Genomic DNA, 26,104 nt, shown 5'->3' on the forward strand with positions numbered 1-26,104 from the left:
CTGGTTGTCCTCGCGCTTGAGGAACACGGCGTTGCGCAGGCGCGCCGAGAGGTTCGGGGCACGCTCGAGTTCGGTCTCGCGGGCGGCGTCGTAGACGCGGGCGGTGAGGATCTTCCGGAGGTAGTCGTTTTCGTCGCGACGGGACTGAGCGGATTCAGTCGCTTCAACGACTTCGGTGGCTTCGGTGGCTTTGGCGGCGGGACGACTTTGATACACCTGCATGACGGCTCCTGTACTCGCTTTCGTTTTGGCCAGGAGGCGGAAACAAAAAACCCGCCTCTCGGGGCGGGTTGTTGTCACTGCTGCCAGACGTACGCTAACCCACCATTCGTTGAATGGTGCGAATAATCAGCGCAATCGTGACAAGGCGGCAGTTCATGGCTGTAAGAATGACCTGGGGGGCGGGTGTTGTCAATTGCAAACAATCGTGTCTTTCGCAATGCACTACAAATTACGTTTTATTTGCTACGTTTTTTGTTTGAAGTAGGTTTCTTCACAGTCTGGCGCGCAAAAGTCGCGCTTTAACCGCGCTCCAGTGAACATGTTTCGTGAAACATTCTAGAAAATACAATCCAACCACTTGATTATAAAAGATTATATTTGGCCTCACATTTCTTAAGGCCTGTTTCACGGATTCGACCCCGCTTGCGTTTCGTGCATGGGCCGCACAGCTGAAACAACGAAAAAGGGCGCCTGACGACGCCCTCCCCTGCTGCCGTTAGCCAATACTCTCGACGCTCAGGTCGCCTCAGATGTGTCCATTTCCGAGGCCCACTGCTCGATGACTGCCTTCACGCGTTCGGCCAGACGCTGCTGATCGGCGGGCGCGATGCCCTTCAAGCTCAACTCCGCGCGCCCGTCGCCAAACAGCTTCAGTTCACCCAACGCGATGCCGTCCGGTCGATTGAATTGGACACGGGACTGGTAATGCGTACGGCGCGGTCCCACGCTGCGTGCGCCCGCTTCAGCCGAAGCTGCCGCCTCGAGCTTGCGCACGCTCGCCTTCCCTTCGATCACCTGCTGAAGCCAATGCTCAGCGACCGAGGCGCCTGCCCGGTCGAAGATCAGCTTGATGTTGTACGCGTGCCCGAGTCCTACATCCTTGCGATTCTGCGCCATCCGTTGCAGCAGATAGGGCGGCAGCGACGTGAGCGCAATCACCTTGCTGATGTGCTTCGGATCTTCGCCTACGGCCACCCCCAACTCGACCTGGTCGACGTAGACACGATCGTCGAGCAGTTTCTTCCACGCGAGCGCATCGTCGAATACCGTCTGCTCCTCGCGCTCCTTGTTCGCGTGATAGGCGCGCAGGTACAGATTCTGGTTGTTGAGACCCTCGCGGACATCGGCATCGATGAACTTGTCGCCGCGCGAGCGCGCAGCGCGAATACGGCGCTCGCCGTCGACGATCACATATTGGCCGGGAAACGCCGCGAGTTTCGTGACCAGGATCGGCGTGATCTGTCCTTGCGTCTCAAAGCTTTCGGCCAGTTCGTCGATCGTCTCGGCGCTATAGAACGCGCGCGGGTTGTACGGATTGGAGACGACATCTTCGACCGAAATTTTCCGAACCGCATGCATCGAAAGCGGTGCCTCGACGATTTCGGCAGGCTGGGCGGCCGGCGTCTCCGCGGGATCAAGTGCGACGTTGGGTGCACCCGCGTCGCGTTGCGCGATATTGACAACATCGGCTTCGGCGAGGCGTTCGCCAGCCGAAACGCGCTCGGCAACCATGCCCGCGCGCACTTTGCTGGTGAAATTCAGCTTAGCGGCCATCGATGACCTCCTCTTCTTCCTCCTGAACCAGCGCAATGATCTCGTTGTAGACGGCGCTGATCTCGTCCTTCGCGACTTTCGTCCCTCGCACGCCGCGCACATCGAAGACGGTGCGGCCAAGCGCTGCCGTCTGGCGATAGAGTTCTCGCTGCTTGATGGTTGCCGAGAACACGCGGACGTTGCTTTCGGCGAGGATGGCGCTCATCTGCGTGTGCAGCAACGTCTTCGAATTAGATTTATTCAACAAAATCGCGAACTTTCCAGCCGGATTGGCGACTCGAGTGCGCTCGACCAACTCCATCATCCCTTCGCTACTCCAGATGTCGATCGGCGACGCATCCGTCGGAATGACAGTGGCGTCGGCTACGGCGAGAACACGCGCGGTAGTCAGGTCGTTGATATTGGGCGGGCAGTCGACGATGACGACGTCATAGTCGTTCGCTAGCGCTGCGACTTCTGGCCCAATCATCTTCTCGAGCTTATGAATGCTGCCGACGCGGAACGGCAGGGGCGTTTCGGGACCTGCCGCTGCACACCAACTCATGCAAGATTGCTGACCATCGGCATCGGCTACATAGACCTTATAGCCTTCAGCCTGAAATGCCCCAGCCAGATTCATGCTGGTGGTGGTTTTGCCAACCCCACCTTTTTGGTTCGCTACGGCGATCACGAGACCCATTCGTTTCTCCATGCAATTGTTCAACAGCGGACAAGCCTCCCAGGCACACTCTCCACGTGGAGACTCCAACAAGTCACTCGGGAGTCTAACGGTAACTTAAAGTAAATTCTAGGATTTCCGTCTCAGACGTTGCCAGTTCACAACCAATTGGCCGAGTGGATAAGAATTGGGCACAACGCGATGCAATGGTGATCGGTCGGATTTGCTGGATTATGGTGTTTCAACGACACGAGAAGTCGCTCTCCACGTGGAGATCACAGAATGTCATTGAAGGTGCGGAGTCCAACTCACAGACCGATGAATCGCAGCATCTTTGCACAGTCGTGTAATGCGCGCGTGACGGCAGGTCGAAGATTCGAGTTGCGTGAGAGTTGAGAGATATCTTCTGGTCGATGGGACGGATCGAGGAGCCGGGCGCCAATCTCTACGTGGAGAATTCGGCTTGGCCGGCATTAGGCCAGCCTGTGCTGTACGCGTGAAGTGGCCGAACGGATAGCCATTCGGCCGGTACGTGAAATCATTGAATCTCCACGTGGAGATTCATCAATAGGTATTCGGGACGAGCGCTAACGCATGAGCAGGTGACATCCCGCACAGGCTGCAAAAGCAAGCGGGTATTGTCCATCACGAGCATGCCGCCCAACCCGCAGGTTCTTGTTCGTTCGATGCAGCAACTCTCCACGTGGAGATCAACGCGAACAGCGCAAACCAACAAAACGGCATCAGCATCGGCAGCACCGCGCGACGAGGCACGAACATCACTCGGATGCACTCACGTAGCCGATACCTGGTGCATCACGAAGAAAGCGAGCGCTTCTCTCAGGCGTAGACGCTTCGATAGATATATTTGTCTACGATTTCCAGGTTGGTATATTTAGTCAAATTTCCTTGCTTGCAAACCACGTATATTCACCGCCCGTCGCACACAAAAAAACGGCGGCCGAAGCCGCCGTCCCATTTCTTCGTTCGCCGTCACTCGTCCCGCGATTTCAACGCAAGATCGATTTCCGCAGCCTGTAGGCCATCGCCCCCCACTGGCGCCTGTTGTCCACTCAACAGGAATTCGAGCAGGTCGGCAGCAGTCGGTTGCCCCCAGGTGTCCAGCACGACCCAACGGAAGAAGTTCGTCGATGCCATCTTGCTTGGCACCTTCGCCGTCGACACCTTGAGCTTGTCCATGCCGACCGTCTCGTTGTAGCGCTTGATCAGCGCAGTCTGGTCGTCGTATTCGAGCTCATTGAAGTAGGCGCGCGCCTCATTGATCTTCGCTGCGATATAGCGGTCCTTCACCTGATCCTGGCTCTCTCGCGCGCGGTTCGCGTCGGAGGCGGGCGCGGCGGCATTCGCACCGGGCAACTCGTAGCCTTCCGTCAGCGCCTTGCGGAAATACGCCGCAACATTCGCGAGCGGCGCTGCGTTTTTCTGTGCCACGCGCGCCGCGGTATATGCCACCGCCGTGCGAATCTTCGCTTCGCCATACTGCTTGAGCAGGCGCCGCGCCTCGGAAACCGGAATACTGAACTTCGACATCTCGCCAATCAGCAGCGTTTCGTTTACACGCAGTTCCTGCGACGGATCGGTCTCCGGCTTGCGCGTCACACGGAACTGCAGGGCGACGACCGAGCGTCCCACCTTGTGCTCGATAAGCTCGAACATGTGATCCGAAATCTCGTTCACTTCCTTGATGCAGGGCACCAGCACACGGCTCTTGAATTGCTTGTAGAGCTTGTACGATTGCGCCGAAGTATCTTGCCCAAGGATCAGGTCACGCAACGTCGCGAGCGGAAAGCGCGCGGTCACACCCACGGCCTCGTAGCGGACGACGTTTTCCCACAGCGCGAGCGAATGCGCCTTCCTGAACTGACGCGTGATGCGCATGTCGATCATCGCGTAGATCTCAGGATTGAGCAGTTCGCCGCGAATCTGTTCGGAGAAGGTGTAGCGCAATACCGATCGCTCGAGTTCGGCGCCGGCAAGCAATCCAGACGCCTTCCAGATGCTGCGCTTGTCCTGCGTGAGGTAGTCCCAGTTGACGACCGTGCTGATAAGCGAGTTGATCGTTTCCTTGACGTACTCGGTGTTGTTGCTGTTCAGATCGACGTCCTGGGAGAGGGCGGAGATCGTGATCTCGAACGACGAGCGGCCGCGGTCGAGCGAATCCTGGCGAATGGCGTTCTTGATCAGCGAGCTGAACATCTTGCGCTGTTGCAGGCTGATCGACCCAGACTTCGGTGCGATATGAATCGCCGGGACAGCCTTGCGGAACAGATCGGGCGGCTGGCCTTGCTGGAATACGAGTGCACCTTGTTTGTCGGCGTCGCCGGCTTCGGCCTTTTTTCTTGCCATATGAGCCACGTTGAAAGGGAACCTGGTCGGTTGGTAACTGTATACCAACCAATCAGGTGACTCAAGGCCGCAGACGCAATCGTGACGCGGCACGACACCCAAGGGCGAGAGCATTGACAGCCGGAGAATTCCCGCCTCGATGGCCACTGGGAACCCCTCCGAAACACTCAGAGCAGATCCCGCGCGCGAACCCATAACTGGTGACCTTTGTATTGTCGCGTCCTGAAAACCATCCCATAGCCGGTGACCTTTAAGCCGAATGTGAGTACTCACTCTACAAATTAAGTCCCGATAGGTAGCCGCCCATGGGATTTTTCGCGTTGCTATCCGCGTTGTTGCCTGGATCTGATCCGCCAGGCGTCGGCACGTTCATGGCGCCCATAAATGGTGACCTGAAGCGGCTCCCACAAATGGCTACCCATGCTGACGCAAAATTCGCCTTTGGCTATTAGCAAATCAGCCCTTGCCCCCATAACAGGTGACCCGTAGCAGATCCCATAGGCTGTTACCTTGCTCCAGCGAGCTCATTCCCATGCACGGAATCATGCGGGGGACCGGATTCGGGCCTGAGGACACCGGTATTTCTCTCCCGAAATGCCACCATAGCTGGTTACCCACGCCGCTTCCCAAGGACGGTTACCTTCATCTGGCCGAGGAACCCTGCAAAACGCCCTCACGCAAGGCAAAGCGTCCCATAACTGGAGACCTTCCTTGGCTCCCATAAACAGAGACCTGAAGGCAAAACGCCTCCTTTTCCCATAGCGGGCAACCTTCCCCCCATATCCACAACCCGTAAACCCCATGTCCGGCTACCGAAGTCCCATATCCACAACCCGAAACTCCCATACTCGGGACCGCAAATCCCATAAGGCGCCACCAAATCGGCCGCAAAGCCTTGCCTGGTAAGGGTTTGAGGCGCCTAAAGGTTTACTAAAGTTGTTAAAGCGTAAAAGGTAAACACTGAAACACGCGTCCGATGAGAAAGACGTCTCCCAAAACCGGGGACCTTAATGCATGTGAGTGGTCACCAACCTCCGTGGCCCCATTCCTGGTTACCTAGCCCGTCTATCAAGGTCTTGCGCGGACCATAGATCATTACCTAAGCGCCCTATTCCTGATATTTGACATGCAAATACTGCGCTAGATCATTGATTTCATGAGTGAAATGCTCACAGGGTCTCCGGTTATGGTGCAGTTCGTCGTTCAAGGTAACTGCCTATGGGATCGATTGAACGGCTCCGAAACCAAGCGGAGCGCAGGCGCGAAGCGCCCCGCCGGTCCCGGACTCGCCCTCAACCCGGGTCGCGAGAGCGAGGCGCCTGCAAAACGCACTCGTGTAGCAACCGTTCCTCCCATTTCCGGTTACCCAACTCAGGTCACCAAATATGGGAGCCGCCGAAGGTCCACATGGGCCGGACCCGAGAGACCACATCAAGTTCGACAGAACCCGGCTAAGGTGCACTGCACAACGTATGCCGGTGACCTACGGCACATCGGGCGACCCGATGTCAGTCTGAATTTGCGGGAAAGGTCACCGCGGCTGTTGTGTGCTGCGGCAGGCAATCGCTACGATACACATCGGCGAGACGTTGCTGGGCGGCTTCGATATCGGCCGGATAGTCTTCGTCTTCCGCGTGTGACTCGTAACCCACCGCCTCGAGTTCTTTCAGTTCCCGGATCAGATCCGCGTGCGTGACCTCGCGGGCCGGTTTGACGAACGGGTAGCTGTGACATTCCTGCTGTGTCAGATGCGGCGCGGCGACCGCGCTTACGCTCACCGCTCCCACAAACGGTACCCATACGAACTTCAGCCATGACTTCATGATGAATCCTCCTTTTGATGAACCCGCAACGAAATGAAAAAGCGCGAACGCGCGAAAAAGCGGATTCGAGGATAAGGAGGCGCTGACGCTGAATCGGGCTCAGCCGAATGACAGAACGTTCATCCACCCCACGCGCGCGTGACGCGAGACCTCGCGTACGCACGAATTGACAAAATGACAGGCGCGCGTCACGCAGCAGTAAGAAGATGACGCGCTCTTCATTGCCGTGATGCCGTTGGGTTGAGGGCACGCCACTATGATGACCGGGCACAAGCGCATCCGCGTTTGCTGGTTCGGCAGTGAGTCGCTGGGCCGACCATTCATTGCCATTGGGGGTAGCGATGTCAGTCAGCGAGAAAGCAGCGCGCGCACGCAGCGCGGCCGCACGTGTGCCGGCCTTGTACGACTTGGCAACCGGCACGCGAGGCGCACGATGAACCTGCCCGCCTGGATCGCGCTCGGGCGTAACCTGTTCGTTCCGGCGTCGTCGCGTGCGGCGCCGAACGTGCGGGACATTGGCCGCGACCACTGGCAAACGACCACGTTCCGCTGGTTCACCGCATACGCCGCGATCTTCTCGCTTGCGTTCATGGCGCTGCTTGGCGTTATCGAGTACTCCGTGACGCGCGCGATGATGCGGGAGACCGACAGCGGCCTGCGCTGGCAACTGCGGTACTTCGATTCGCGCAGCGACGCGAGCCTCGCCAGCGCGATCGAAGCGCGCCTCACGCGTGCGGACCGGCGCGACAACTTTTACGGCCTGTTCGCTCCGGACGGGCGCTGCCTCGCCGGCGATATCCGCGTCATGCCCACCGGTCTTGCGCTGGCACACTATGGCCAATCACACGAGCACTCCCGCGGCCAGACGCTCCAGTTCGAACCCGGCTCCGTGCAATCGTCCCTGCGCGCCATGGGCGAGATTCGGCCCGATGGCGCGCGCCTCGTCGTCGCGCGCACGCTCTCAGATGTGCGCCACGTTCGTGACGAACTGCTGAAGGCGTTGTTCGGCGGCGGCCTCTTGTGCCTCACTGGCAGCCTGTGCGCCGGACTCGTGCTCAGCATGCGGCAGATCCGACGCGTCGCGCAGATCAAACGCGCCACACGCTGTATCGCGAACGGCGACCTCGCGATGCGACTGCCGGTAGCCGGCCGCGACGAACTCGACATGCTCGCGTATCTCGTGAACCGCATGCTCGACGAAGTCGAGCGCCTGATGGGGGAGGTGAAAAGCGCATGCGACGGTATCGCCCACGACCTGCGCACACCGCTCACACGATTGCGCCTGCGTCTCTCGCACGCGGCCGAAGCCATGGAGCAGCGCGGCGAGGCGCTCCTCGCCGACGTTCTCGTTGGCGCGCGAGGGGAGGCCGACGCCGTGCTCAATCGTTTCTCTGCACTCCTGCGTATTTCGGAAATCGGTGCGATGGATCGCCAGCGCGGCTTCTCGAGCGTCACGCTGCCCGATCTCGCGCACGAGCTATGCGAACTCTATGCGCCGCTTGCCGAGGAAAAGGCCGTTGACATGCACGTCGCCGTGGAGCCGGTCGAACCCATTCACGCCGACCGCGCGCTGCTCTTCGAAGCGTTGAGCAACCTGCTCGACAACGCCATCAAATTCACGCCGCGCGGTGGCGCAGTGCAGGTCGCGTTGCGCGCTGGCTCGCGTGGACCGCAACTCGTCATCGCCGACAACGGACCCGGCATCGCGCCTGGCGAATGCGCCGCGGTGCTGCGGCGCTTCTATCGCAGCGAGCGAACCCGTCACCTCCCGGGCACCGGCCTCGGGCTCGGCATCGTCTCGGCGATCATGCGGCTGCACGACTTTCGCGTTGCCATTGGTGAGGCGAATCCTGGGACGGTCGTCACGATCGACTGCTGGACGCATCGAGCGCAGCACACCCAAGCGGGCCCGTGATCGATGAGACTCCTGCTGTGCTCGTCCTCGACGACCGAGCGAAGTTACCTGTACAAGGCGCTGAGCGAGAGCCTGAACAGCGTCGAGGTTGCGGACAACGTCGAATACGCCGTGTATCTCGCGTCGCAGGAGCCGTTCGATACGGTGTTCCTCTGCGCGGCCGGCCCTGAGGCGCATGACGACATCGCCACCGCGCTCGCGGCCTTCACGCGTTTGCCCGACGCGCCTGCGATCGTCGTTGCGCTCGCGCGCGCGACACCCGCGGACTGCGCGCGCCTTCTGCGCGCCGGTGCCGATGCCTGCTTCGTGCAGCCCTGGTCCATTCTGGAGATCCAGGAGCGCATGCTTGCGCTACGCCGCGGCGCGCTCGTTCACGCGAGCGCGCCGTTCGTGCGCCTCGACCCATCCACACGCGACCTCGTGGAAGGCATTCGGCGCGTGCCGCTCACCACGCGCGAGTATCTGCTCGTCGAATGCCTCCTGCGCCACGCGGGCGCGCCCGTCGCGCGCGAGCATCTGATCCGCTATGCGTGGCCCGACAAGGCCGACGTTGAACCGTCGAGCGTGAACCTCGTCGTCTCGCGTCTGCGGCGCAAACTCGCGTCGCACGGCGCGCATGCGAGCGTCGAGACGGTGAATCGCTATGGCTATCAACTCGACCTGCACATGCGTCAGCCAATCGTCGGTGTAATAGCTATGTAAGCGCCGAAGGGCGCGCGAGCCCGTATTGCCGTTGCACCCTTAAATTTAATTTCATGAAAGGAATCGCGGCGCGCCGCGGGCGCAACGGTAAACTCGAGGCTCTTGAATAGTTGTGCCGGCGGCGCGACGGAGTGCGAGAAAGATGAGTCAGGTGCGCGTTTTGACCGTAGAGGACGATGCCGTCACAGCCAACGAGATCGTCAGCGAGCTGACGCAGCGCGGCTTTGCCGTCGAATGGGTCGACAACGGCCGCGACGGTATGGCGCGCGCGATGAGCGACGAATACGATGCCATTACGCTCGACCGCATGCTGCCGGGCGTGGACGGTCTCTCGATCCTCACGGCCATGCGCACGATCGGCATTCAGACGCCGGTGCTGATGTTGAGCGCGCTCGGCGACGTAGATGAACGCGTGCGCGGCCTGCGCGCGGGCGGCGACGACTACCTCACCAAGCCTTTCGACCCCGAAGAACTCACCGCGCGCCTCGAAGTGCTGCTTCGCCGCCGCCAGGCCGCGAGCGTCGCGCGCGAGACCGCGCTGCGCGTGGGGCCGCTCGAACTCGACCTCATTTCGCGCAAGGTGCGCCGCGACGGCGAAGAGGTCGTGCTGCTGCCCACCGAGTATCGCGTGCTCGAATTCATGATGCGCCACGCAGGCAAGACCATCACACGCACCATGCTGTTCGAAGCCGTATGGGGCTACCACTTCGATCCGGGCACCAACCTGATCGACGTGCATATGGGCCGCCTGCGCAAGAAAATCGATCCGCCGGGCGTGCCGCCGCTCATTCAGACCGTGCGCGGCTCCGGCTACATTCTCGGATAATCCGCTTTGTCGAGCCGTTCATCTTCTGCCGCTTCCGCGCAATTGCGCAGGCGCTGGCACACCACGACGTTCCGCTGGCTGTGCGCCTACACGGCGCTGTTCGGCGTCTTTCTCACGCTGCTGGTCGGTTTCATTGCGTGGACCGCTAGCACCACGATCGAGCGCGACGCCGACACGATCATGGGCTGGCAGCTCATCTATTTCGACTCGATCCCCGATGCGCAACTGCCCGACGCGATCTATCAGCGGCTCGAACACGAGCACCTGCATGTAAATTACTACGGACTCTTTACGAGTGACGGCCGTTACGTCGCGGGCGATCTGCTAGCGCCGCCGCCTCACCTCACCTATACGCGCGAGGGCAGCACGCATGCCCATACGCTGAAGCTGCTCGACCGCGATGTATCGCCTGTGGTCCGCGCGATGGGCGAGGTGCGCCCTAGCGGCATGCGCCTCGTCGTCGCGCGTGACATGACGAGCGTGCTGCGCATTCGCAAGATCATGGTGCGCACGCTCGCGGCAGGTGCCGTGCTCGCATTGCTCGGCGCCGCGGCAGGCGGTCTCGTGCTCGGCATGCGCCAGATCCGCCGCGTGCGCGAAATCCGCCGCGTGACCGAATGCATCGCGCGCGGCGACCTCGATCGGCGCCTGCCTGTGGGCGGCGACGACGAGCTCGACATGCTCGCCCATCTGGTGAATCACATGCTGGACGAAGTGGAGCGGCTGATGGGTGAAGTGAAGGGCGCTTGCGACGGGATCGCGCACGATCTGCGCACGCCGCTCGTGCATTTGCACACGCTGCTCGCGCGCGTGGCCGAGCGCGAGAGTGTGCGCGGCGACACCGCCGGTGCGGTGCTGCTCGATCAGGCGCGCACCGAAACCGGGCAACTGCTCGAACGTTTCCGGGCCATGCTGCGCATTTCCGAAATCGGCACGCTGCAAAGGCGCGGCGGCTTTGCGACCGTCGACTTGCACGAACTGGTGCAGGAACTCGCCGACCTCTACGAGCCGCTCGCCGAGAGCCGTGAACTCGAATGGCGCATCACGGCCGAGCCCGTCGCCGAGATTCACGGCGACCGCGCTCTGCTTTTCGAGGCGTTCAACAATCTCATCGACAACGCCATCAAGTTCGCGCCGCAAGGCGGCGTGGTGAGCGTCACGCTGCGCTCCACGCCGCTTGGCCCCTTGCTCGAAGTGGCGGACAACGGTCCCGGCATTCCTCCTGGCGAGCGCGCTGCGGTCCTGCAGCGCTTCTATCGCGGCGAGGCGGTACGTCATGTCGCCGGCTCGGGCCTGGGGCTTTCCATCGTGGCTGCCGTGATGCGTGTTCACGACTTCACGCTGCGCATCGACGACGCGCAAGAACTGGCGCGCGAGGAGCCGGGCGGCGCCGGTACGCGCATGAGCGTGGAATGCTGGCCGCGCTCGCTCGCCTGACATCTTCGGATCAGCCGTCGGGCACCCGCATTCATGCGCATACTACTCATCTCCCGGAATCACGCCGAAGGCGCCTGGCTTCAGAAGGCCCTGCAGGAAAGCGCGCATAGTCTGCAGCGCGCGGAAGACCTGCGCGACGGCCTGTTCGTTGCTGGCGAAGAGCCATTCGATGCGGTGATCGTCATGGCACTCGACGGCGCGCTGCTGCCCGGGCTGTACGGCATCCTTCCCGGACTCTCCAAGGTCACCGCCGGGCCGACGATCATCGCCGTGCTCGGTATCGAAGCGAGCGCGAGCGAGCGCTCGAAGGTGCTGCGCGCGGGCGCCGACGCGTGCTTTCGCTATCCGTTCTCGTTCATCGAGATGCACGAGCGCATGCACGCGCTATTGCGCACCACGGCGGCATGCGGTGGCGGCGTGCAGGGTGGGGTGCCTGCGCAGGCCGCGAACGGCGCCCAGAGCGTCCAGAACGCGCCACAACTCGATGCGGGCACGCGCGAGTTCGTGGAGGGCGCGCGCCGCGCGGAGCTCACGCGTCGCGAGTACCTGCTTGTCGAATGCCTGCTGCGTCAGACCAACGTACCCGTGCCGCGTGATCAGATGATTCGCTACGCGTGGCCCGAGAAGGACGATCTCGACGCATCGACCGTCAACCTCGTCGTTTCGCGGCTGCGGCGCAAGCTCGCGTGCCAGGGCATGGAAGTGCGCATCGAAACCATCAGCCGATACGGCTATCAACTGACGTGGCCCACGTTCGATTGAGACGCGCGCTGAGGTAACCGGTTGTGGGAACCGGTTACCTATCCGGAACCGGACGCATGCGTTTGTTAACATTGAAAAGCGAACGGCACGCTGAGCGCGTGCCGTTCGCTTGTGCCCGGAAAGCCCCGCCTGTCGTGCTCAGTGTGCGTAAAGCGTGGAGTTCAGGTACGCAAGCTGACCGTCCTGTTCCGCCTGAACGAGCTCGTGGTACACCTCGGCGCGCGTCTTTTCGTGCACCGCTTGCCCATAAGGGGGTACCCATCCACCGGGCGCAACCGTGGGGGCCGCGTCGTTCGATGCGACCTGGGTGGCGGCGGGCTGGCTGGCCTGCGTGCCGGCCGTCGGTGCCGAGGTTTGCGCAAAAGCGGACGTGGTGGCAACGACACCGGCGAGCGCCGCGATGATCATGAGAGCCTTCATGTGACTATTCCTCCAGGAGTGAGATCGGTTAGCCGGTTAGCGAATGCGATAAATCGCATCCCGGTATGAGCAGAATAGTTAGGTCACCATATCGAACCCGATGCAGAACCATGAAGAAATGTTTATCAGCCTGAGACGATTCGGCGAAAAGAAAAACCCCGCGTCTGGGCGGGGTTCGAGTGATCATAAAAGCGGCGACGGCCGCTTCAGATGCGCTCAGGAAGCCGCCTTGTCCTCATGCAGGTCCTGCGTGCTCCACCCGCCGCCGATCGCCTGTATGAGGCCCACGGTGGCGGCGAGGCGCCGTGTGTCCAGTTCCAGCGAGGCAATCTGCGTGGAGAGTTCGGTCGTTTGCGCCGTCACGACGTCGAGGTAGCTCACCACGCCGTCGCGGTAGCGCGACATCGAGAGCGTAAGGGTGCGCTGCGCCGCCGTGAGCGCCTCGTCTTCGCGCTGCGCTTCGTCGCCGAGATGGTGCAGCAGCGCCAGGTTGTCCTCGACCTGCTGGAAGGCATTGAGTACCGTGGCCTTGTACTGCGCACCGTTTTCGGCGAGCTTTGCCTGCGCGCCGCGCACGACCGCCGCGCGGCGGCCGCCGTCGAAGACCGTCATCATGAGTGTGGGACCGATGGACCACATCTCGTTGGGCGCGACGATCCAGGGCGAGAACGTGTCGCTCTGGAAGCCGCCGTCCAGCCCGAGCGAAAGATCGGGGAAGAACGCGGCCTTCGCCACACCGATCTGCGCGTTGGAGGCGGCTACGCGCCGCTCTGCGGCGGCGATGTCGGGCCGCCGCTGCAGGAGCGCCGATGGCAGTCCCCCGGGCAGATTCGGCAAATGCGGGCGGATCGTGTCCGGCGCGACGTTGAACTGCGAGGCCGGCACGCCGATGAGCGTGGCAATGGCGTGCTCGTAGAGCGCGCGGCGCGCGCTCACGTCGTCCGCCGCGGCCTGCGCCGAGGCGAGCTGCGTTCTTGCGCGCGAGACGTCGAGCGAAGACGCGATGCCGCCGCGATGGCGACTCTCGGTCAGATCCAGCGCATGACGATAGGCGGCGATGGTGTCGTCGAGCAGCTTCGACTGCTGGTCGAGTCCGAGCAGGTCGAACCACGTGGTGGCGAGCTTCGCTTGCAGGCTCAGTTGCAGCGAAGCGATGTCGGCCTCGCTGGCTGCGCTCGACGCCTCGCCGGCCTTCACCTCGTTGCGCACCTTGCCCCATAGGTCGAGGTCGTAGCCGATCCCCACGTCGAGCGTGTTCGAGTTGTACACGTTCGGCTGATCCGAGCCGCGCAGCGGACGCAGCGCCGACTGGCGCTCGCGCGAGACGTTCGCTTCTGCGCCTACGGTCGGCAACAACGCGGAGCGCGCCTCACTGACGAGCGCATCGGCTTCGTCGTGACGGGCGAGCGCGGCGGCGACGTTCGGATTCGCCTTCGCAACCTGCGGCTCGAGCTGATTCAACACGGGGTCGTCGAACGCGCGCCACCACCCGTCGCGCGGAAGCTGGTCGGCGGGGCGCGCCGTCTGCCAGTCGCCTGCTTCCTTGAAGTGCGTGGGAATGGTGGTGGCGGGCGCGTGATACGGGGGCGCGAATGAGCACGCGGAGAGCAGCAGGGCCGCTGCAAGCGCAACGGCGCGCAACGGTTGCACACGCGCAGACGGCTTAACCATGCGCACGCTCCGCGTCGTGCACGGCTGCCGTTTGCGTCGATTGCGCGCCTCCCCCGTTGGCGGAGGCGACGCGCACGAGGTCGCCGCTCGCGAGCGAATCCGGCGGATTGTCGATCACACGCTCGCCCGCGTGCAGGCCGGCCGTAATCTCCACGCGCGTGCCGAGGTCGGTGCCGATCGTCACGTCGCGCAACTGCACGTGCTGATGAGCGTTGGCGACGGCGATCTGCATACCATGCGCGCGGAAGATCAGCGCGCTCGCGGGCACGAAGAGCGCGTGTGAATCGCCCGGCATCGCGAGATGGACTTCGGTGTACTCGCCGGGGAAGAGCAGGCCCTGCTTGTTGTCCACGGCGAGCTGCACGAGCATCGTGCCCGAAGCGGGCGAGATCGACTGGTCGGTGTCCACGAGCTTCGCGTCGAACTTCACGCCGGGGCGCTCGGGCACGGTGAGCGTCGCGTGCATGCCAGGCTTGATCGAGGCGGCGTCGCTTTGCGGCACGCTCACGTACACGCGCAGCTGGCTCGCGTCCGAGACCGTGAACAGATCGGGGCCGCTGCCGCTGCCCGCGTCGATCAGCGCGCCCACGTCGGTCTTGCGCGCGGTGACGACGCCGTCGAACGGCGCCGTGATGCGCTTGAACGACTCGAGCGCCTCGAGCCGCCGCACGTTGGCCTCGTTTGCCTCCACCGTGGCCTGCTTCGCGATCAGGTCGGAGGTTTTCTCGTCGGCCTCCTGCTGCGAGACCGAGTCCTGCTTGAGCATCTCGGTCCAGCGCTTCGCCGTGGTGGCGGCGAGCTTTTCGTTGGCGACGGAGTTCTGCAGATCGGCGCGCGCCTGCTGCAACTGCTGGTCGAGGTCGGGGGTGTCGATCACGCCGAGCAACTGGCCCGCCTTTACATGTGTGCCGATATCGGCGTACCACGCGTGCAGATAGCCTGACACGCGCGCATAGATGGGCGCGTTGATGTAGGCGGCGAGGCGCCCCGGCAGCACGAGCGGCTCCGATGCCGGGCTCGCTTGCGGCTGCACGGTGGCAACGGTGGGAATGGCCTGCGCGTCGGTCCACGTGGCGAGTTCCTGGTGCGCGTGAACACGGCTGAATATGCCGCCGGACACGATGCCGGCCGCGACCATGAGCGCGATCGCCGCGGTGGATTTCAGATGACGCAGCGGCTGCGGCGAGGCGATGTCGATTTCAGTAGACATGGGCTTCTCCCGATTCGAGGGCAGGTTGATCCGTAGATGATTCGGTTTGCTGACTATCGCCATGGTGGCCGCGTTTGCCGTTCTGGCGCTTGTGCACGAGGCTGAACACCACGGGCACGAACAGCAGCGTCGCGCAGGTCGCGCAGAGCAGACCACCGATCACGGCGCGGCCGAGCGGCGCGTTCTGCTCGCCGCCGTCGCCCATGCCGAGCGCCATCGGCGCCATGCCGATGATCATCGCGAGCGCCGTCATGAGCACGGGGCGAAAGCGCGTGAAACCCGCTTCGAGCGCGGCGCGCATGGGGTCGCCGGTGACGGCTAGACGCTCGCGTGCGAACGACACCACGAGAATGCTGTTCGCGGTCGCCACGCCCATGCAGAGAATCGCGCCTGTGAGCGCGGGTACGGAGAGCGGCGTGTGCGTGGTGAAAAGCATCCAGACGATGCCGGCAAGCGCGGCGGGCAGGGCGCTCACGATCACGAACGCATCGCTCCACGAGTGGAAGTTCACGACGATCAGGAGATAGATGAGCCCCACTGCACCGGCAAGCCCGAGCAGAAGACCCGTGAACGCGCTGTTCATGGTCTGCACCTGGCCGCGCATGGTGACAGTCGAACCCTTCGGCAAGTCCTTGGCGCTCGCGTGAATCACCTTGTTGATCTGCGAGGAGACGGCGCCCAGATCGAGGCCCTGCGTGCTCGCGTAGATGTCGTAGAGCGGTTCGATGTTGTAGTGCGAAACGACGGCATCGCTCACGCCACGTGTAATCGTGGCGATGCCGCCAAGAATCTGCGAGCTGCCGCTCTTGCCCGTGACCGGCAGATTCCGCAGGTCGGAAAGCGTGGTCATGCGGTACTGCGGCGTTTGCGCGACGATGGGGTAGGACACGCCATTCTTCGGATTGAGCCAGTAAGTGGGCGACACCTGGCTCGTGCCGGACAGGCTCGCCACCACGGAGTTGGTCACATCCTGCTCGGTAATGCCGAGTTCGTCGGCTCGCGAACGGTCAACGGCAACCGTCAGTTGCGGATAAGTTGATGCCTGCTGGATGCGTGGGTCGGCAATGCCGGGAATCCTCGCGATCTTATGCAGCAGTTCATTCGCATAGACCTTGTTTGCAGCCTGGTTCGGACCGCTCACCTGCACGTCGATCGGCGCGGGCGAACCGAAGTTGAGAATCTGGCTCACGATATCGGCGGGCAGGAAGGAGAACGTCGTGCCCGGAAAGCGGCGCGGCAGTTCTGTACGCAGTTCGTGCACATATTGCGCGGTGGGCGCGTGTGACCTGGCGAGCGAAATCAGGATGTCGCCATCCTGCGGCCCGATTGTGCCGCTGTTGTTGTAAGTCAGGTTGATGCCGCTGTTTGGCAGTCCGATATTGTCGATCACGCTCGTGAGCTGCTCGGGCGGAATGGCCTCGCGAACGGTGTCTTCGATATGGTCGAACAGATCGGCGGTTTCCTCCACGCGCGTGCCGATGGGCGCGCGCACGTGCAGGGCAATTTCGCCGGAATCGATATCGGGGAAGAAGTTTCGTCCAAGGAACGGCGTGAGCGCGAATGAGAGCGCGACGATAGCGAGAAACCCCACGACAAAGCGCCGCCGGTTCGTGAGCGCGAGTCCGAGCACGACGCGATAGCCCGCGCGCACGCGCTCGAAGCGTCGTTCGAAACGACGTTGAAACAGCACGAGCGGATTGCGCGTGCGCGGCATGGAGTTGTGCACACCATGCGGCGCCATGACGGCGGCCAGTTCGCCCGAAGCGTGACCTTGCGAAGCGTGCGGTTTGAGCAAGTAGCGGGCCATCATCGGCACGAAGGTGCGCGAGAGCACGAACGAGGCGATCATCGCGAAGATCACGGCCTCGGCCATCGGCACGAACAGGAAGCGCGCAATGCCGTCGAGCAGCAGCATTGGCACAAACACGATGCAAATGCAAAGCAGCGAAACGAGTGCCGGCATGACGATTTGCGCGGCGCCGTCGAGAATCGCGCTGCGCACGTCCTTGCCTTGCTCGAGGTGCCAGTTGATGTTTTCGATCGTGACCGTCGCGTCGTCAACGAGGATGCCCACCGCGAGCGCGAGACCGCCCAGCGTCATTACGTTGAGCGTTTCGCCGCACGCTGCGAGCCCTGCGATTGCGGCGAGCACGGCGAGCGGAATCGAGGCGGCGATGATGAGCGTCGAGCGCCAGCTGCCGAGAAAGAGCAGGATCATTGCCGAGGTCAGCGCGGCTGCAATCAAGCCTTCGCGCGCGACACCACTCACGGCGCCTTTCACGAACACCGACTGGTCGGAGAGTGCAACGAGCTTGAGTCCAGGCGGCAATGACTGCTCGATGAGCGGCAGCTTCGCTTTCACGCCGGCAATGATGTCGAGCGTCGAAGCCGAGCCGTTCTTCATGATGCTCATGAGCACGGCGCGGTGGCCGTCCACGCGCACGATATTCGATTGCGGCGGATAGCCGTCGCGAACGTGGGCCACATCGCGCATAGAGATTACCGTGCCATCCACGGTCTTGATGGGCAGCGCGTTGAGCTGGTCGATCGTCAGCGGGCTGTTGTTCAGGCGTACGTTATATTCATAGCGGCCGATTTTCTGCGTGCCGGCGGGAATAATCTGGTTCTGTTGCGCAAGTGCTGTAGCCACGTCTTGCGCCGAAAGCTTCTTCGCCTGCAGCGCTTGCGGGTCGAGGTCGATCTGCACCTCGCGCACCTTCCCGCCGTAGGGCGTGGGAATCGCGACGCCCGCCACGGAAAGCAGTTGCGGCCGGATGAAGTTGGTCGCGTAGTCGGCGAGCTTCTGCTCGTCGAGCGTGTTGCTCGTGAGCGCGAGTTGCAGCACTGGCACCGTAGACGCGTTGTAGTTGAGAATCTGCGGCGGCGTGGTGCCGGGCGGCATCTGCTTGAGCACCGTCTGCGAAACCGAAGTGACCTGCGCGGTGGCCGTGCGGATATCGACCGTCGGCTGGAAGAAGATTTTGACTACGCCGTAACCGCGAAACGACTGCGACTCGATATGCGCCACGTCGTTGACGGTGGTGCCGAGCGTGCGCTCGTAGTAACTGACGATGCGGCCCGCCATGTCGTCGGGCTGCAGGCCCGCGTAATTCCACACGACACTGATGACGGGGATGCGGATGTCGGGAAAGATATCGGTAGGCGTGCGTAACGCTGCGAGCGGGCCCGCGATCAGGATCAGGAGGGCCAGCACGATGAACGTATACGGACGGTTCAAGGCTAGCCGGACGATTTTCAGCATCAGATGGGGCTCCGTTCAGGATATCGGCAGCCAAGCTGCGCGCCACGCGTGGGGCAGCCGACGCCGGTATTGTGTCGGCCGCGTCCTAACACGCGGGAGCCAGGCAAATGAAAAAAAATTTAGCTGCGCGCCGATCTCATGAAAATTGAAGGACTGCGAAATGAAACGAAGCAGGGAGAACGGCGGCAAGGTTGAGAATTGCGTCAACCGAGCAGATAACCCGATCCGCGTATCGTGCGGATGAGCGAGGGTTGGCCAGGCGTGTCCACGCGGTTGCGCAGGCGTCCCACGTGGACATCCACGAGATTGGTGCCGGGGTCGAAGCGGCCGCCCCACACGCCTTCGAAGATCATGGTGCGCGTGAGCACCTGGCCCGCATGGCGCATCATGAATTCGAGCACGCGCAACTCGGTGGGGCGCAGGCGCAGCACCTTGTCGCGGCAGCTGAGCCGCCGCTTGACAAGATCGAGTTCGAGCGGCCCCACGCGCAGCACGGTTTCCGTCGTGGCGGGGCGCGTGCGCCGGCGCACGAGCGCTTCTACACGTGCGGACATTTCGTCGATCGAAAACGGCCGGGTGAGGTAGTCGTCGCAGCCCGCGCGCAGACCCTGGATGCGTTCCTCGACGCCCGTGGTCGAACTCATCACGATCACGGGTGTTTCGATACCCACGCCGCGCATGGTGGTGACGATCGTAAGACCGTCGAGGTCGGGCAGGCGCCGCTCGAGCGCGACGACGTCATAGTCGCCCGCCATCACCATCGCTATGCCCTCGCGGCCTGAACGGGCAACGTCCACGGTGAAGCCGGTCGAGGCGAGCGTGGGTACGACAGTACGCTCGGTAACGGCGTCGTCTTCAATGGTCAGTATTCTGGGCATGGCTTTCCACCCGTTGTGACGAAAAGAACTAGAAACAGCATCAGGCGATATCAGGCAACCGCGCGCAGTGGCGCCGGCGCGGACCGCGTCTGCGCCACGTTAGTGCGGAACTGCTCCACCGCGAAGTCGATAAAACTGCGGATCTTCATCGTGAGGTAATTACGGCCGGAATAAACGATCGAGATGTGCTGCACGCCGCCGTTCACGTCGAACGCGTTGAGCACGGGCACGAGCGCGCCGCGCGCGAGGTCGTCGGCCACGAGCGGTAGCGGCAGCAGTGCGACGCCCATGTCCGCGAGCGCGGCGGCGCGCACGGTTGCATAGCCGTTGGCCGTCATCGGGCCGTTCACGTTGATGCGCTGCACGCCCTCGGCGTTCGAGAACTCCCAGTGGCGCGGCGCAGCGGAAACCGCTAGCAGGCCGTGCTCGACGAGTTCGGCCGGATTGCGTGGCACGCCGTGGCGCGCGAGCCATGCGGGCGTGGCCACCAGCATCTCCTTGATCGAAGTGAGCTTGCGGCTCACGAGCGAGGCATTCACGCTCTGGCGGTCGGTAGCGAAGCACACATCGAAGCCGCCTTCGATCAGGTCGATGTGCGTGTCGTACGCCGTCACGTCGAATTCCACGCGCGGATTGACCGCGCGATACGCGCCGAGCACGGCGGGGAGTCCCGAACTCGCGAACACGGCAGGCGCGGCGATGCGCAGCACACCGCTGGGGTCGCGCGTGGCGCGCACGAGTTCCGATTCGACTTCGTCGAGCTTTTCGATCACGGCGCGACAGCCATCCAGATAGAGGCGTCCGGCTTCGGTGAGCGAAAGGCTGCGCGTGGAGCGGTTCAAGAGGCGCATGTTCAGATGCGCTTCGAGCATGCCGACGCTGCGCGTGACGGCCGCAGCCGACATGCCGAGTTGCTTGCCGGCAAGGTTGAAGCTGCTCAGATCGACGACGCGCGTAAAGACGCGCATGGCTTGGAGCTGGTTCATGGGCGATATTCCTGGGCAGACGCGCCAGCACGAAGGCGAGCGCGGGCATCGCGCCGCACATGGCGGCGACGTTTCGTACACGCATCGTGCGTGATCAGACGGGAAGAATGAGGGGGCTCGAAGCGCGCTTAATTCGGCGGCGCTTGCGTAAAGACATGCGCGTCGCGCTGCGCGGCCGCTTCGTGTGCCGAGAGCGCGGCCTTGAGCCGATGCCCGCTTTCGGTGGGAATAGCGAAACCCGCCCAGCCGAGGCCGGTATGGCGCAGAAACACGACGGTGCCGTCGAAGAGCGGATTGCGTTCCGTGTACCAGCACGGGTCGATCTCGAGCACATATTGATGCGAGCGCAAAGGCTGCTCGGGTACCGCTGGCTGCATGAGTGCGCGCAGCTTGCTGAGTTCTTCGATCAGGCCATCCACATCGGGCGTGTCGAGCAGCGCAACCTGAGCGCCTACCTTCACACAAACCGCGTGCTGTCCGTATTCGTTGACGAGTTCGATCGACATCGGCTTTTGCATATTGCGTTCCTCGCAGTGCTGAAACTGGAAGGCATTATGGGTGCCCAATCGGAACGCATGCTTTAAGTTGCGGCGCACTCCACATGAAAACAAATTTAGAAAGCGACGATTCGCTTTCCCTTCGTCACGACATGGCGTGCAGTGCGCGTGTTAATCGCCCACGCCGCCGGATGGCCATCGTTTCATGCCGCGCGATGTGTGTGTTTATTCTTATACGTGCTGTTTGCGCAATTGCAGCGCGCGATTATTGCGGCCGCCGGCGAGAAACGCTGCAATGAACAGCAGAATGCCAATAATCGCAACCGTCGTCGCAAACGCGCGAGCCACGTGCGTGCTGCTCGATCCCGGCCCGGCAAGCGCGAAAAACAAGCCGCCAAGCAGCGCCACAGCGAGCGCCGCACTCACTTGCAAAACCGAACTGACGAGCCCCGCGGCAAGACCCGACCAGCGCCGATCGACACATTCGACATTGCGCCTGACGAGCGCCGGCAACGCCACGCCCTGGCCGAAGCCGATCAGAAAGAGCGACGCGCTCAGCGCATGCAGTCGCTCATCATAAACAAGCATGGCAGTCCAAAGTAATCCGCAACCCTCGATTGCCATGCCGGCCGCCGCCGCGCGATGCCCGAACTGGCGCACGATCAGCGGGTTGAGCAGCGGCCCGATCAGAAAGCCGATGCCCACAGGCAGAATGCGCAGCCCGACTTCGAGCGGCGCGAGCCCGAGCGCTCGCTGCACGTAAATCGCGAACATCATGAAGAACGGGGCGAGCGAATAGAAGAAGAGCGTGGCAACGAGCCCGCGCACGAGACCTGGCGCTGCGAAGATGATGGGCGGCACGAGCGCATCGCGCCCGGCGTTCGCGACGCGCGCCTCGTAGCGCCAGAAAATCGCGAACAGGGGTGCGGCGCTAATGAGCAGCCCCCACGTCCAGACCGGCCAACCGCGTTCACGGCCTTCGATCAGCGGAACCACGAGCGCAGCCAGCGCGAGCGCGAGCAAGACCATGCCGCCGGGATCGAGCTTCGCGGGATGGTCCGAGCGGCTTTCGCGCACGAGCCAGTACGCCGCGGGCGCTGCCACGATCACCACAGGCAGGTTGATGAGAAAAATGCTGCGCCACCCAAGTCCGAATACGTTGGCCGAAACGAGTACGCCGCCGAGCGCCTGGCCGGCCACGGAAGCGATCCCATAAGCGGTGCCGAAAAGGCTGAGCGCGAGCCCCTTCTGATGCGCCGGAAAGAGCGCGTGGATCGACGCGAGCGCCTGGGGCGCCATGACGGCCGCTGCGGCGCCCTGGAGGATGCGTCCCGTAACCAGCGCTGCGGGCGAACTGGCGAACCCGCATACGGCCGAAGCGGCCGCGAATGCGAGGATCCCCGCGAGAAAGATGCGCCGCCGGCCGTACAGGTCGCCAAGCCGCCCGCCTGTAATGAGAAAGATGGCGTACGTCGCCGCATAGGCGGAAATCACCAGTTGGGCAGTGGCGGCGCTGGCATGCAGATCGGTCTGCATGGACGGTAGCGCAACATTGACGATGAAGAAGTCGAGCGGCGGCAAGAGCGTGCCCATCAGCAGCACGGTCAAGGCCAACCAGGTGCGTGCGCCCGCTCGCGTGGGCGGCAATTCCACAGTCGAAAGGTGAGTCATGCGGCCTCCATATGGAACTAGTCAGTTCCTAATTAGCCAAAAAAACTAGCGGATGGCGCTCAGCGCGATTTCAGCGATCGTGTCCATCGCCTTTTCGCCGGCGTCGGTTTTGCCCAGTACGCGCATGCCTTCGATCGTGCAGAGGAGGAAGCGCGCGAGATCGTCGGCGTTCTGGTCGGCAGCCAGTTCCCCTGCTGTCTGGCCGCGCCGGATGGCGCCGGCGAGCAGCGCCTGCATGCGTGCGAACATGTCCGTGACACGCGATTTCACGTCGGCGTCGAAGGGCAGGCACTCGGTGGCGGCGGCCGTGACCGGGCAGCCCGCTAGCCCTTCGAGGCCGACGGAAAGGCGCACGTAGTGACGCAGCGCCTCGCGCAGCGCGGTGCGCGCCGAGGCGTGTCGCAGGTTGCGCGTGAGCCGCGCGATACCGCGCTCGGTATAGAAGTCGAGCGCCGCGAGAAAGAGCTGGTGCTTGTCGCCGAACGCCTTGTAGAGGCTGCCGCGCGAGAGCTGCGTGCCTTCGATCAGATCGGTCAGCGATGTGGCGGCATAGCCACGCGCGCGAAATACCTCGAGCGCATTCTGCACGGCTTCCTGCTCGTCGAATTCGCGTGGACGGCCGGGGCCAGAACGGGTATCGGATTTCATCCGGTTATTCTAGACCAAACGATTCCGAATTACAGGGAAAAACACGCGCGGTGAATTCAAACATGCGCCAAACATGCATTCAGGATGAATTATATATACGCACAGAAATATCAATTGTTGATAATCGGCGTGCGTCGGTAATCTGGCTGACACACCGACCAGCAAGCCCCACTATGATCCGCACCGCACTCAACGAATGGCTGACGAGTTTCGCGCCCAACCCGGCTGCGCCGCCATGGCGCGAGCGGGGGCGGCGCTGTGGCGGGGCGTTGATCGGAATCGCGTCCACGGGAGTCGCAACCCACCTGATCTTCGGCGCGGCGGGCGATATCCCGCTGCTCGTGGCGCCCATGGGCGCTTCCGCGGTGCTGCTCTTCGGCGCGTCGGACAGCCCGCTTGCGCAGCCGTGGTCGATCCTTGGCGGCAACTTCGTCTCCGCGCTGGTCGGCGTGGCGTGCGCGCAATGCATCGCGTCGCCCGTCGCGGCGGCTTCGGTGGCGGTGGCGCTCGCGATCTGCGCGATGTTCCTGTGCCGCTGCGTGCATCCGCCTTCAGGCGCGGTCGCGCTGACTGCCGTGCTCGGCGGCCCCGCTGTCCACGCGCTAGGCTTTCACTTCGTGCTTGCGCCGATCGCGTTCCAGTCCTTCGCCTTGCTGAGCGCTGCGCTCGCCTTCCACGCGCTGACCGGACACCGCTATCCGCGTGCGGCGTTCGGTCCTACGCCGCAGGCCGCTGCCGCGCCGCTTGCCGCGCTCTCGCAACATCCACTGGAGCCGTCGGATTTTCCGCAAAAATCATTCGAACAACTAACTTGTGAGGAAATCATGTCGATTGGCTGTCCCGCCGTGCCCGCGACAATGGGTGCGCGGGCGGCCCACGAAATGTTCCGTCGACACGGTGCTTCGACGCTGCCCGTGGTCGATGCGCTGGACCGCGTGGTTGGCGTCGTCACGCATCACGCGCTCGGCGATCTCGCACCGGCGCCTGGCATCGAGCGATTCTGGAACACGCTGCGTCGCGCGGTGCTGCGCGAGTCGGCGCGTGTGGAAGAAACGGTCGAGGCTGTGATGGCGGCCGGCGTGCACGCGGTCCATCGAGCCACGCCGCTCGCGCATCTGGTGCCGATCTTCATCGAGCACGCCTACCACGACATTCCCGTAATGGACGATGCGCGGCGGCTCGTTGGCGTGGTCAAGCATTCGGACATGATCCGCTGGCTCCATCACCATGCGGGCACCGCACAGGCCACCGCGGCGGTGGCCTGAGGTTGGCGCAAGCCGCGCTACACCACGAACAGCAGCGCCGCGAACACCGCATAGAGCCAGCCGACATGTGTGAGCTGACGGCTGCGCACCTTCGGCGCGCGAAACGCCCACTGCAGGAACAGGATGGCGACCATGGTCGTCACGGCCGCGAGAATCGAAGGCGTGCCGAGATGCCACGGTGTGAAGAACAGACCGAACGCCGTGGGAATCGTGGCCTGAATCATCATCGCGCCGCTGATGTTCGCCAGCGCCAGCCGCTCTTTGCCCTGACGCACCCAGATGATCGCGTTCATGATCTCGGGCAACTCGGTTGCGATCGGGCTGAATAACACGGCGGTCAACTGCGGGCTCAGACCAAGCCACGGCCCCACGGCGCCGATTTGCTGCACGAACAGATGCGAGGCCGCGAAGATCACCGCTAGCGCGCCCAGCGTCTGCAGCAGAATCCACACCATGGCCGGATTCTCGTCGCGCGGTCGCAGTTTCAGCGGTTCGAGATCGCCTTCCACTTCGCCGCCATCTTCGGCGGAAAGCTCCTTCCAGCAGTAGAACGCGTAGGCCGCGAGAAACGCAATCCCCAGTAGCGGCTTGACGCTGAACACCACGAGCCCGAGCGCAATCTTGGCGACGAAGATCGCGAGGAACCAGAGCTGGTCGCGGCGCAGGCGGCGCGTATTCACATCGACGGTGGCGGCGCGCTCGCGGCCGACGCGCTTCGCGGTGGCGAGCAGCGCGACGCCCACTACGGCATAGGCGATCGTGCTGAGCGCGAGCGGGCCGCCGATCGCGGCGCCCACGCCAATCTCCTTGTGCGCGGAATCCCCGCCGAAAGCGACCGCAACGAGCGTGACCACGCTCTCGGGCAGCGCCGTGCCGAACGCGGCGAGGATCGTGCCGGTGGCGGTTTGCGTGACTTTGAGCTTGTGGCCGAGCCACTCGACGCTATTGACGAAGGTCTCGCAGGACAAATAGATGATGCCGGCCGCGGCAATGAGCAGGGCGAACGTCAAGATCATGACGCACGCTCCGTGGCGCAAATGAGGAGGTGATGCGGGGCGAGACGAGTCATTGTTTTTGCCGTGATGTGCGAGCCGGGCACCGAAACCATGACGCTTCCCTTCGCCCGGCCCGGGTGAAAGGGAAAACGTCATAGGTCTCGTCAGGCCGTGCAACTGCAGCGATTCGCTGCAGTAACTCGCAATACGGCTGCCGACGCCATGGTGCAGGGGGCACCAATTATGTTGACGACGGCGCAACGCACAAGCTGGCGTTGCAGACTACTCCCCTAAGACAGGGGGCGATTATAGCCGAAGTTCATGGCGCCGCGCGA

Annotated in this window: 20 protein-coding genes, 1 pseudogene and 1 riboswitch; of the genes and pseudogenes, 6 read left to right on the forward strand and 15 right to left on the reverse strand. The window is 62.9% G+C overall.

Annotated elements, in window-relative coordinates:
- The 5 genes and pseudogenes from JMY28_RS32425 to JMY28_RS32445 form a co-directional block, all read right to left on the reverse strand.
- Nucleotides 1–222: pseudogene (locus JMY28_RS32425) on the reverse strand (threonine ammonia-lyase, biosynthetic); the annotation flags it as partial.
- 516 nt (nucleotides 223–738) lie between these two features.
- On the reverse strand, nucleotides 739–1,776 hold the full coding sequence (locus JMY28_RS32430; protein ID WP_201699973.1) for a ParB/RepB/Spo0J family partition protein: 1,038 nt from the start codon (nucleotides 1,774–1,776) through the stop codon (nucleotides 739–741).
- Nucleotides 1,766–2,455, reverse strand: coding sequence for a ParA family partition ATPase (parA, locus tag JMY28_RS32435; protein ID WP_201699974.1), 690 nt, complete (start codon nucleotides 2,453–2,455; stop codon nucleotides 1,766–1,768). The genes JMY28_RS32430 and parA overlap by 11 nt, the downstream gene beginning before the upstream one ends.
- Before the next feature lie 972 nt (nucleotides 2,456–3,427).
- Nucleotides 3,428–4,801, reverse strand: a complete 1,374-nt coding sequence (locus tag JMY28_RS32440) for a replication initiation protein (protein ID WP_201699975.1) — start codon at nucleotides 4,799–4,801, stop codon at nucleotides 3,428–3,430.
- A 1,508-nt stretch (nucleotides 4,802–6,309) separates the two neighbouring features.
- Nucleotides 6,310–6,624 (reverse strand): DUF4148 domain-containing protein, encoded by a 315-nt coding sequence (locus JMY28_RS32445; protein ID WP_201699976.1) that lies wholly within the window; start codon nucleotides 6,622–6,624, stop codon nucleotides 6,310–6,312.
- Between the two features lie 433 nt (nucleotides 6,625–7,057).
- Here JMY28_RS32445 and JMY28_RS32450 point away from each other — a divergent pair, with 433 nt between their 5' ends.
- From JMY28_RS32450 to JMY28_RS32470, 5 genes are all read left to right on the forward strand, one after another.
- Complete coding sequence (locus JMY28_RS32450) at nucleotides 7,058–8,539, forward strand: sensor histidine kinase (RefSeq protein ID WP_201699977.1); 1,482 nt, start codon at nucleotides 7,058–7,060, stop codon at nucleotides 8,537–8,539.
- Between the two features lie 3 nt (nucleotides 8,540–8,542).
- A complete protein-coding gene (locus JMY28_RS32455) occupies nucleotides 8,543–9,241 on the forward strand; it encodes a winged helix-turn-helix transcriptional regulator (protein WP_201699978.1) in 699 nt (232 codons plus the stop codon).
- A gap of 151 nt (nucleotides 9,242–9,392) precedes the next feature.
- The gene (locus JMY28_RS32460) at nucleotides 9,393–10,067 is read left to right on the forward strand and encodes a response regulator transcription factor (protein WP_201700069.1); all 675 of its coding nucleotides are present in this window, start codon (nucleotides 9,393–9,395) and stop codon (nucleotides 10,065–10,067) included.
- A gap of 6 nt (nucleotides 10,068–10,073) precedes the next feature.
- Nucleotides 10,074–11,504 (forward strand): HAMP domain-containing sensor histidine kinase, encoded by a 1,431-nt coding sequence (locus tag JMY28_RS32465; protein WP_236597141.1) that lies wholly within the window; start codon nucleotides 10,074–10,076, stop codon nucleotides 11,502–11,504.
- 33 nt (nucleotides 11,505–11,537) lie between these two features.
- Entirely contained in the window at nucleotides 11,538–12,266 is a 729-nt protein-coding gene (locus JMY28_RS32470; RefSeq protein ID WP_201699979.1) for a response regulator transcription factor, read from the forward strand.
- Nucleotides 12,267–12,404: 138 nt separating this feature from the next.
- Here the strand turns inward: JMY28_RS32470 and JMY28_RS32475 are convergent, their stop codons facing one another.
- The 9 genes from JMY28_RS32475 to JMY28_RS32515 form a co-directional block, all read right to left on the reverse strand.
- Entirely contained in the window at nucleotides 12,405–12,686 is a 282-nt protein-coding gene (locus JMY28_RS32475; RefSeq protein ID WP_201699980.1) for a DUF4148 domain-containing protein, read from the reverse strand.
- Nucleotides 12,687–12,902: 216 nt separating this feature from the next.
- On the reverse strand, nucleotides 12,903–14,357 hold the full coding sequence (locus tag JMY28_RS32480; RefSeq protein WP_201699981.1) for an efflux transporter outer membrane subunit: 1,455 nt from the start codon (nucleotides 14,355–14,357) through the stop codon (nucleotides 12,903–12,905).
- Nucleotides 14,350–15,567 (reverse strand): efflux RND transporter periplasmic adaptor subunit, encoded by a 1,218-nt coding sequence (locus tag JMY28_RS32485; RefSeq protein WP_201699982.1) that lies wholly within the window; start codon nucleotides 15,565–15,567, stop codon nucleotides 14,350–14,352. The genes JMY28_RS32480 and JMY28_RS32485 overlap by 8 nt, the downstream gene beginning before the upstream one ends.
- Nucleotides 15,557–18,829: an efflux RND transporter permease subunit gene (locus JMY28_RS32490; protein ID WP_201699983.1), complete on the reverse strand. Its 3,273-nt coding sequence runs from the start codon at nucleotides 18,827–18,829 to the stop codon at nucleotides 15,557–15,559. The genes JMY28_RS32485 and JMY28_RS32490 overlap by 11 nt, the downstream gene beginning before the upstream one ends.
- A 203-nt stretch (nucleotides 18,830–19,032) precedes the next feature.
- The gene (locus tag JMY28_RS32495) at nucleotides 19,033–19,707 is read right to left on the reverse strand and encodes a response regulator transcription factor (protein WP_133189322.1); all 675 of its coding nucleotides are present in this window, start codon (nucleotides 19,705–19,707) and stop codon (nucleotides 19,033–19,035) included.
- A gap of 50 nt (nucleotides 19,708–19,757) precedes the next feature.
- Nucleotides 19,758–20,693 carry a LysR family transcriptional regulator gene (locus tag JMY28_RS32500; protein ID WP_201699984.1) on the reverse strand — a complete coding sequence of 312 codons (936 nt, stop codon included), beginning with the start codon at nucleotides 20,691–20,693 and terminating at the stop codon, nucleotides 19,758–19,760.
- 128 nt (nucleotides 20,694–20,821) lie between these two features.
- Nucleotides 20,822–21,211, reverse strand: a complete 390-nt coding sequence (locus JMY28_RS32505; protein WP_201699985.1) for a hypothetical protein — start codon at nucleotides 21,209–21,211, stop codon at nucleotides 20,822–20,824.
- A 210-nt stretch (nucleotides 21,212–21,421) separates the two neighbouring features.
- Nucleotides 21,422–22,861 (reverse strand): MFS transporter, encoded by a 1,440-nt coding sequence (locus JMY28_RS32510; protein ID WP_201699986.1) that lies wholly within the window; start codon nucleotides 22,859–22,861, stop codon nucleotides 21,422–21,424.
- 45 nt (nucleotides 22,862–22,906) lie between these two features.
- Nucleotides 22,907–23,509, reverse strand: coding sequence for a TetR/AcrR family transcriptional regulator (locus JMY28_RS32515; protein WP_201699987.1), 603 nt, complete (start codon nucleotides 23,507–23,509; stop codon nucleotides 22,907–22,909).
- Nucleotides 23,510–23,682: 173 nt separating this feature from the next.
- On the opposite strand from JMY28_RS32515, the gene JMY28_RS32520 reads away from it, so the two are divergent.
- Entirely contained in the window at nucleotides 23,683–24,774 is a 1,092-nt protein-coding gene (locus JMY28_RS32520) for an HPP family protein (protein WP_201699988.1), read from the forward strand.
- Between the two features lie 17 nt (nucleotides 24,775–24,791).
- On the opposite strand, the gene JMY28_RS32525 is transcribed toward JMY28_RS32520, so the two are convergent.
- Nucleotides 24,792–25,790 (reverse strand): sodium:calcium antiporter, encoded by a 999-nt coding sequence (locus JMY28_RS32525; protein WP_201699989.1) that lies wholly within the window; start codon nucleotides 25,788–25,790, stop codon nucleotides 24,792–24,794.
- A gap of 145 nt (nucleotides 25,791–25,935) precedes the next feature.
- Nucleotides 25,936–26,072: riboswitch (yybP-ykoY riboswitch) on the reverse strand.
- Nucleotides 26,073–26,104: the final 32 nt, after the last annotated feature.

The organism is Paraburkholderia hiiakae, from assembly GCF_904848665.1.
Taxonomy (GTDB): domain Bacteria; phylum Pseudomonadota; class Gammaproteobacteria; order Burkholderiales; family Burkholderiaceae; genus Paraburkholderia; species Paraburkholderia hiiakae.

Bases quoted from the DNA above. Each gene is read 5' to 3' on its own strand.
- JMY28_RS32430 (WP_201699973.1), bottom strand. From the start codon at position 1,776: ATGGCCGCTAAGCTGAATTTCACCAGCAAAGTGCGCGCGGGCATGGTT.
- parA (WP_201699974.1), bottom strand. From the start codon at position 2,455: ATGGGTCTCGTGATCGCCGTAGCGAACCAAAAAGGTGGGGTTGGCAAA.
- JMY28_RS32440 (WP_201699975.1), bottom strand. From the start codon at position 4,801: ATGGCAAGAAAAAAGGCCGAAGCCGGCGACGCCGACAAACAAGGTGCA.
- JMY28_RS32445 (WP_201699976.1), bottom strand. From the start codon at position 6,624: ATGAAGTCATGGCTGAAGTTCGTATGGGTACCGTTTGTGGGAGCGGTG.
- JMY28_RS32450 (WP_201699977.1), top strand. From the start codon at position 7,058: ATGAACCTGCCCGCCTGGATCGCGCTCGGGCGTAACCTGTTCGTTCCG.
- JMY28_RS32455 (WP_201699978.1), top strand. From the start codon at position 8,543: ATGAGACTCCTGCTGTGCTCGTCCTCGACGACCGAGCGAAGTTACCTG.
- JMY28_RS32470 (WP_201699979.1), top strand. From the start codon at position 11,538: ATGCGCATACTACTCATCTCCCGGAATCACGCCGAAGGCGCCTGGCTT.
- JMY28_RS32475 (WP_201699980.1), bottom strand. From the start codon at position 12,686: ATGAAGGCTCTCATGATCATCGCGGCGCTCGCCGGTGTCGTTGCCACC.
- JMY28_RS32480 (WP_201699981.1), bottom strand. From the start codon at position 14,357: ATGGTTAAGCCGTCTGCGCGTGTGCAACCGTTGCGCGCCGTTGCGCTT.
- JMY28_RS32485 (WP_201699982.1), bottom strand. From the start codon at position 15,567: ATGTCTACTGAAATCGACATCGCCTCGCCGCAGCCGCTGCGTCATCTG.
- JMY28_RS32490 (WP_201699983.1), bottom strand. From the start codon at position 18,829: ATGCTGAAAATCGTCCGGCTAGCCTTGAACCGTCCGTATACGTTCATC.
- JMY28_RS32495 (WP_133189322.1), bottom strand. From the start codon at position 19,707: ATGCCCAGAATACTGACCATTGAAGACGACGCCGTTACCGAGCGTACT.
- JMY28_RS32500 (WP_201699984.1), bottom strand. From the start codon at position 20,693: ATGAACCAGCTCCAAGCCATGCGCGTCTTTACGCGCGTCGTCGATCTG.
- JMY28_RS32505 (WP_201699985.1), bottom strand. From the start codon at position 21,211: ATGCAAAAGCCGATGTCGATCGAACTCGTCAACGAATACGGACAGCAC.
- JMY28_RS32510 (WP_201699986.1), bottom strand. From the start codon at position 22,861: ATGACTCACCTTTCGACTGTGGAATTGCCGCCCACGCGAGCGGGCGCA.
- JMY28_RS32515 (WP_201699987.1), bottom strand. From the start codon at position 23,509: ATGAAATCCGATACCCGTTCTGGCCCCGGCCGTCCACGCGAATTCGAC.
- JMY28_RS32520 (WP_201699988.1), top strand. From the start codon at position 23,683: ATGATCCGCACCGCACTCAACGAATGGCTGACGAGTTTCGCGCCCAAC.
- JMY28_RS32525 (WP_201699989.1), bottom strand. From the start codon at position 25,790: ATGATCTTGACGTTCGCCCTGCTCATTGCCGCGGCCGGCATCATCTAT.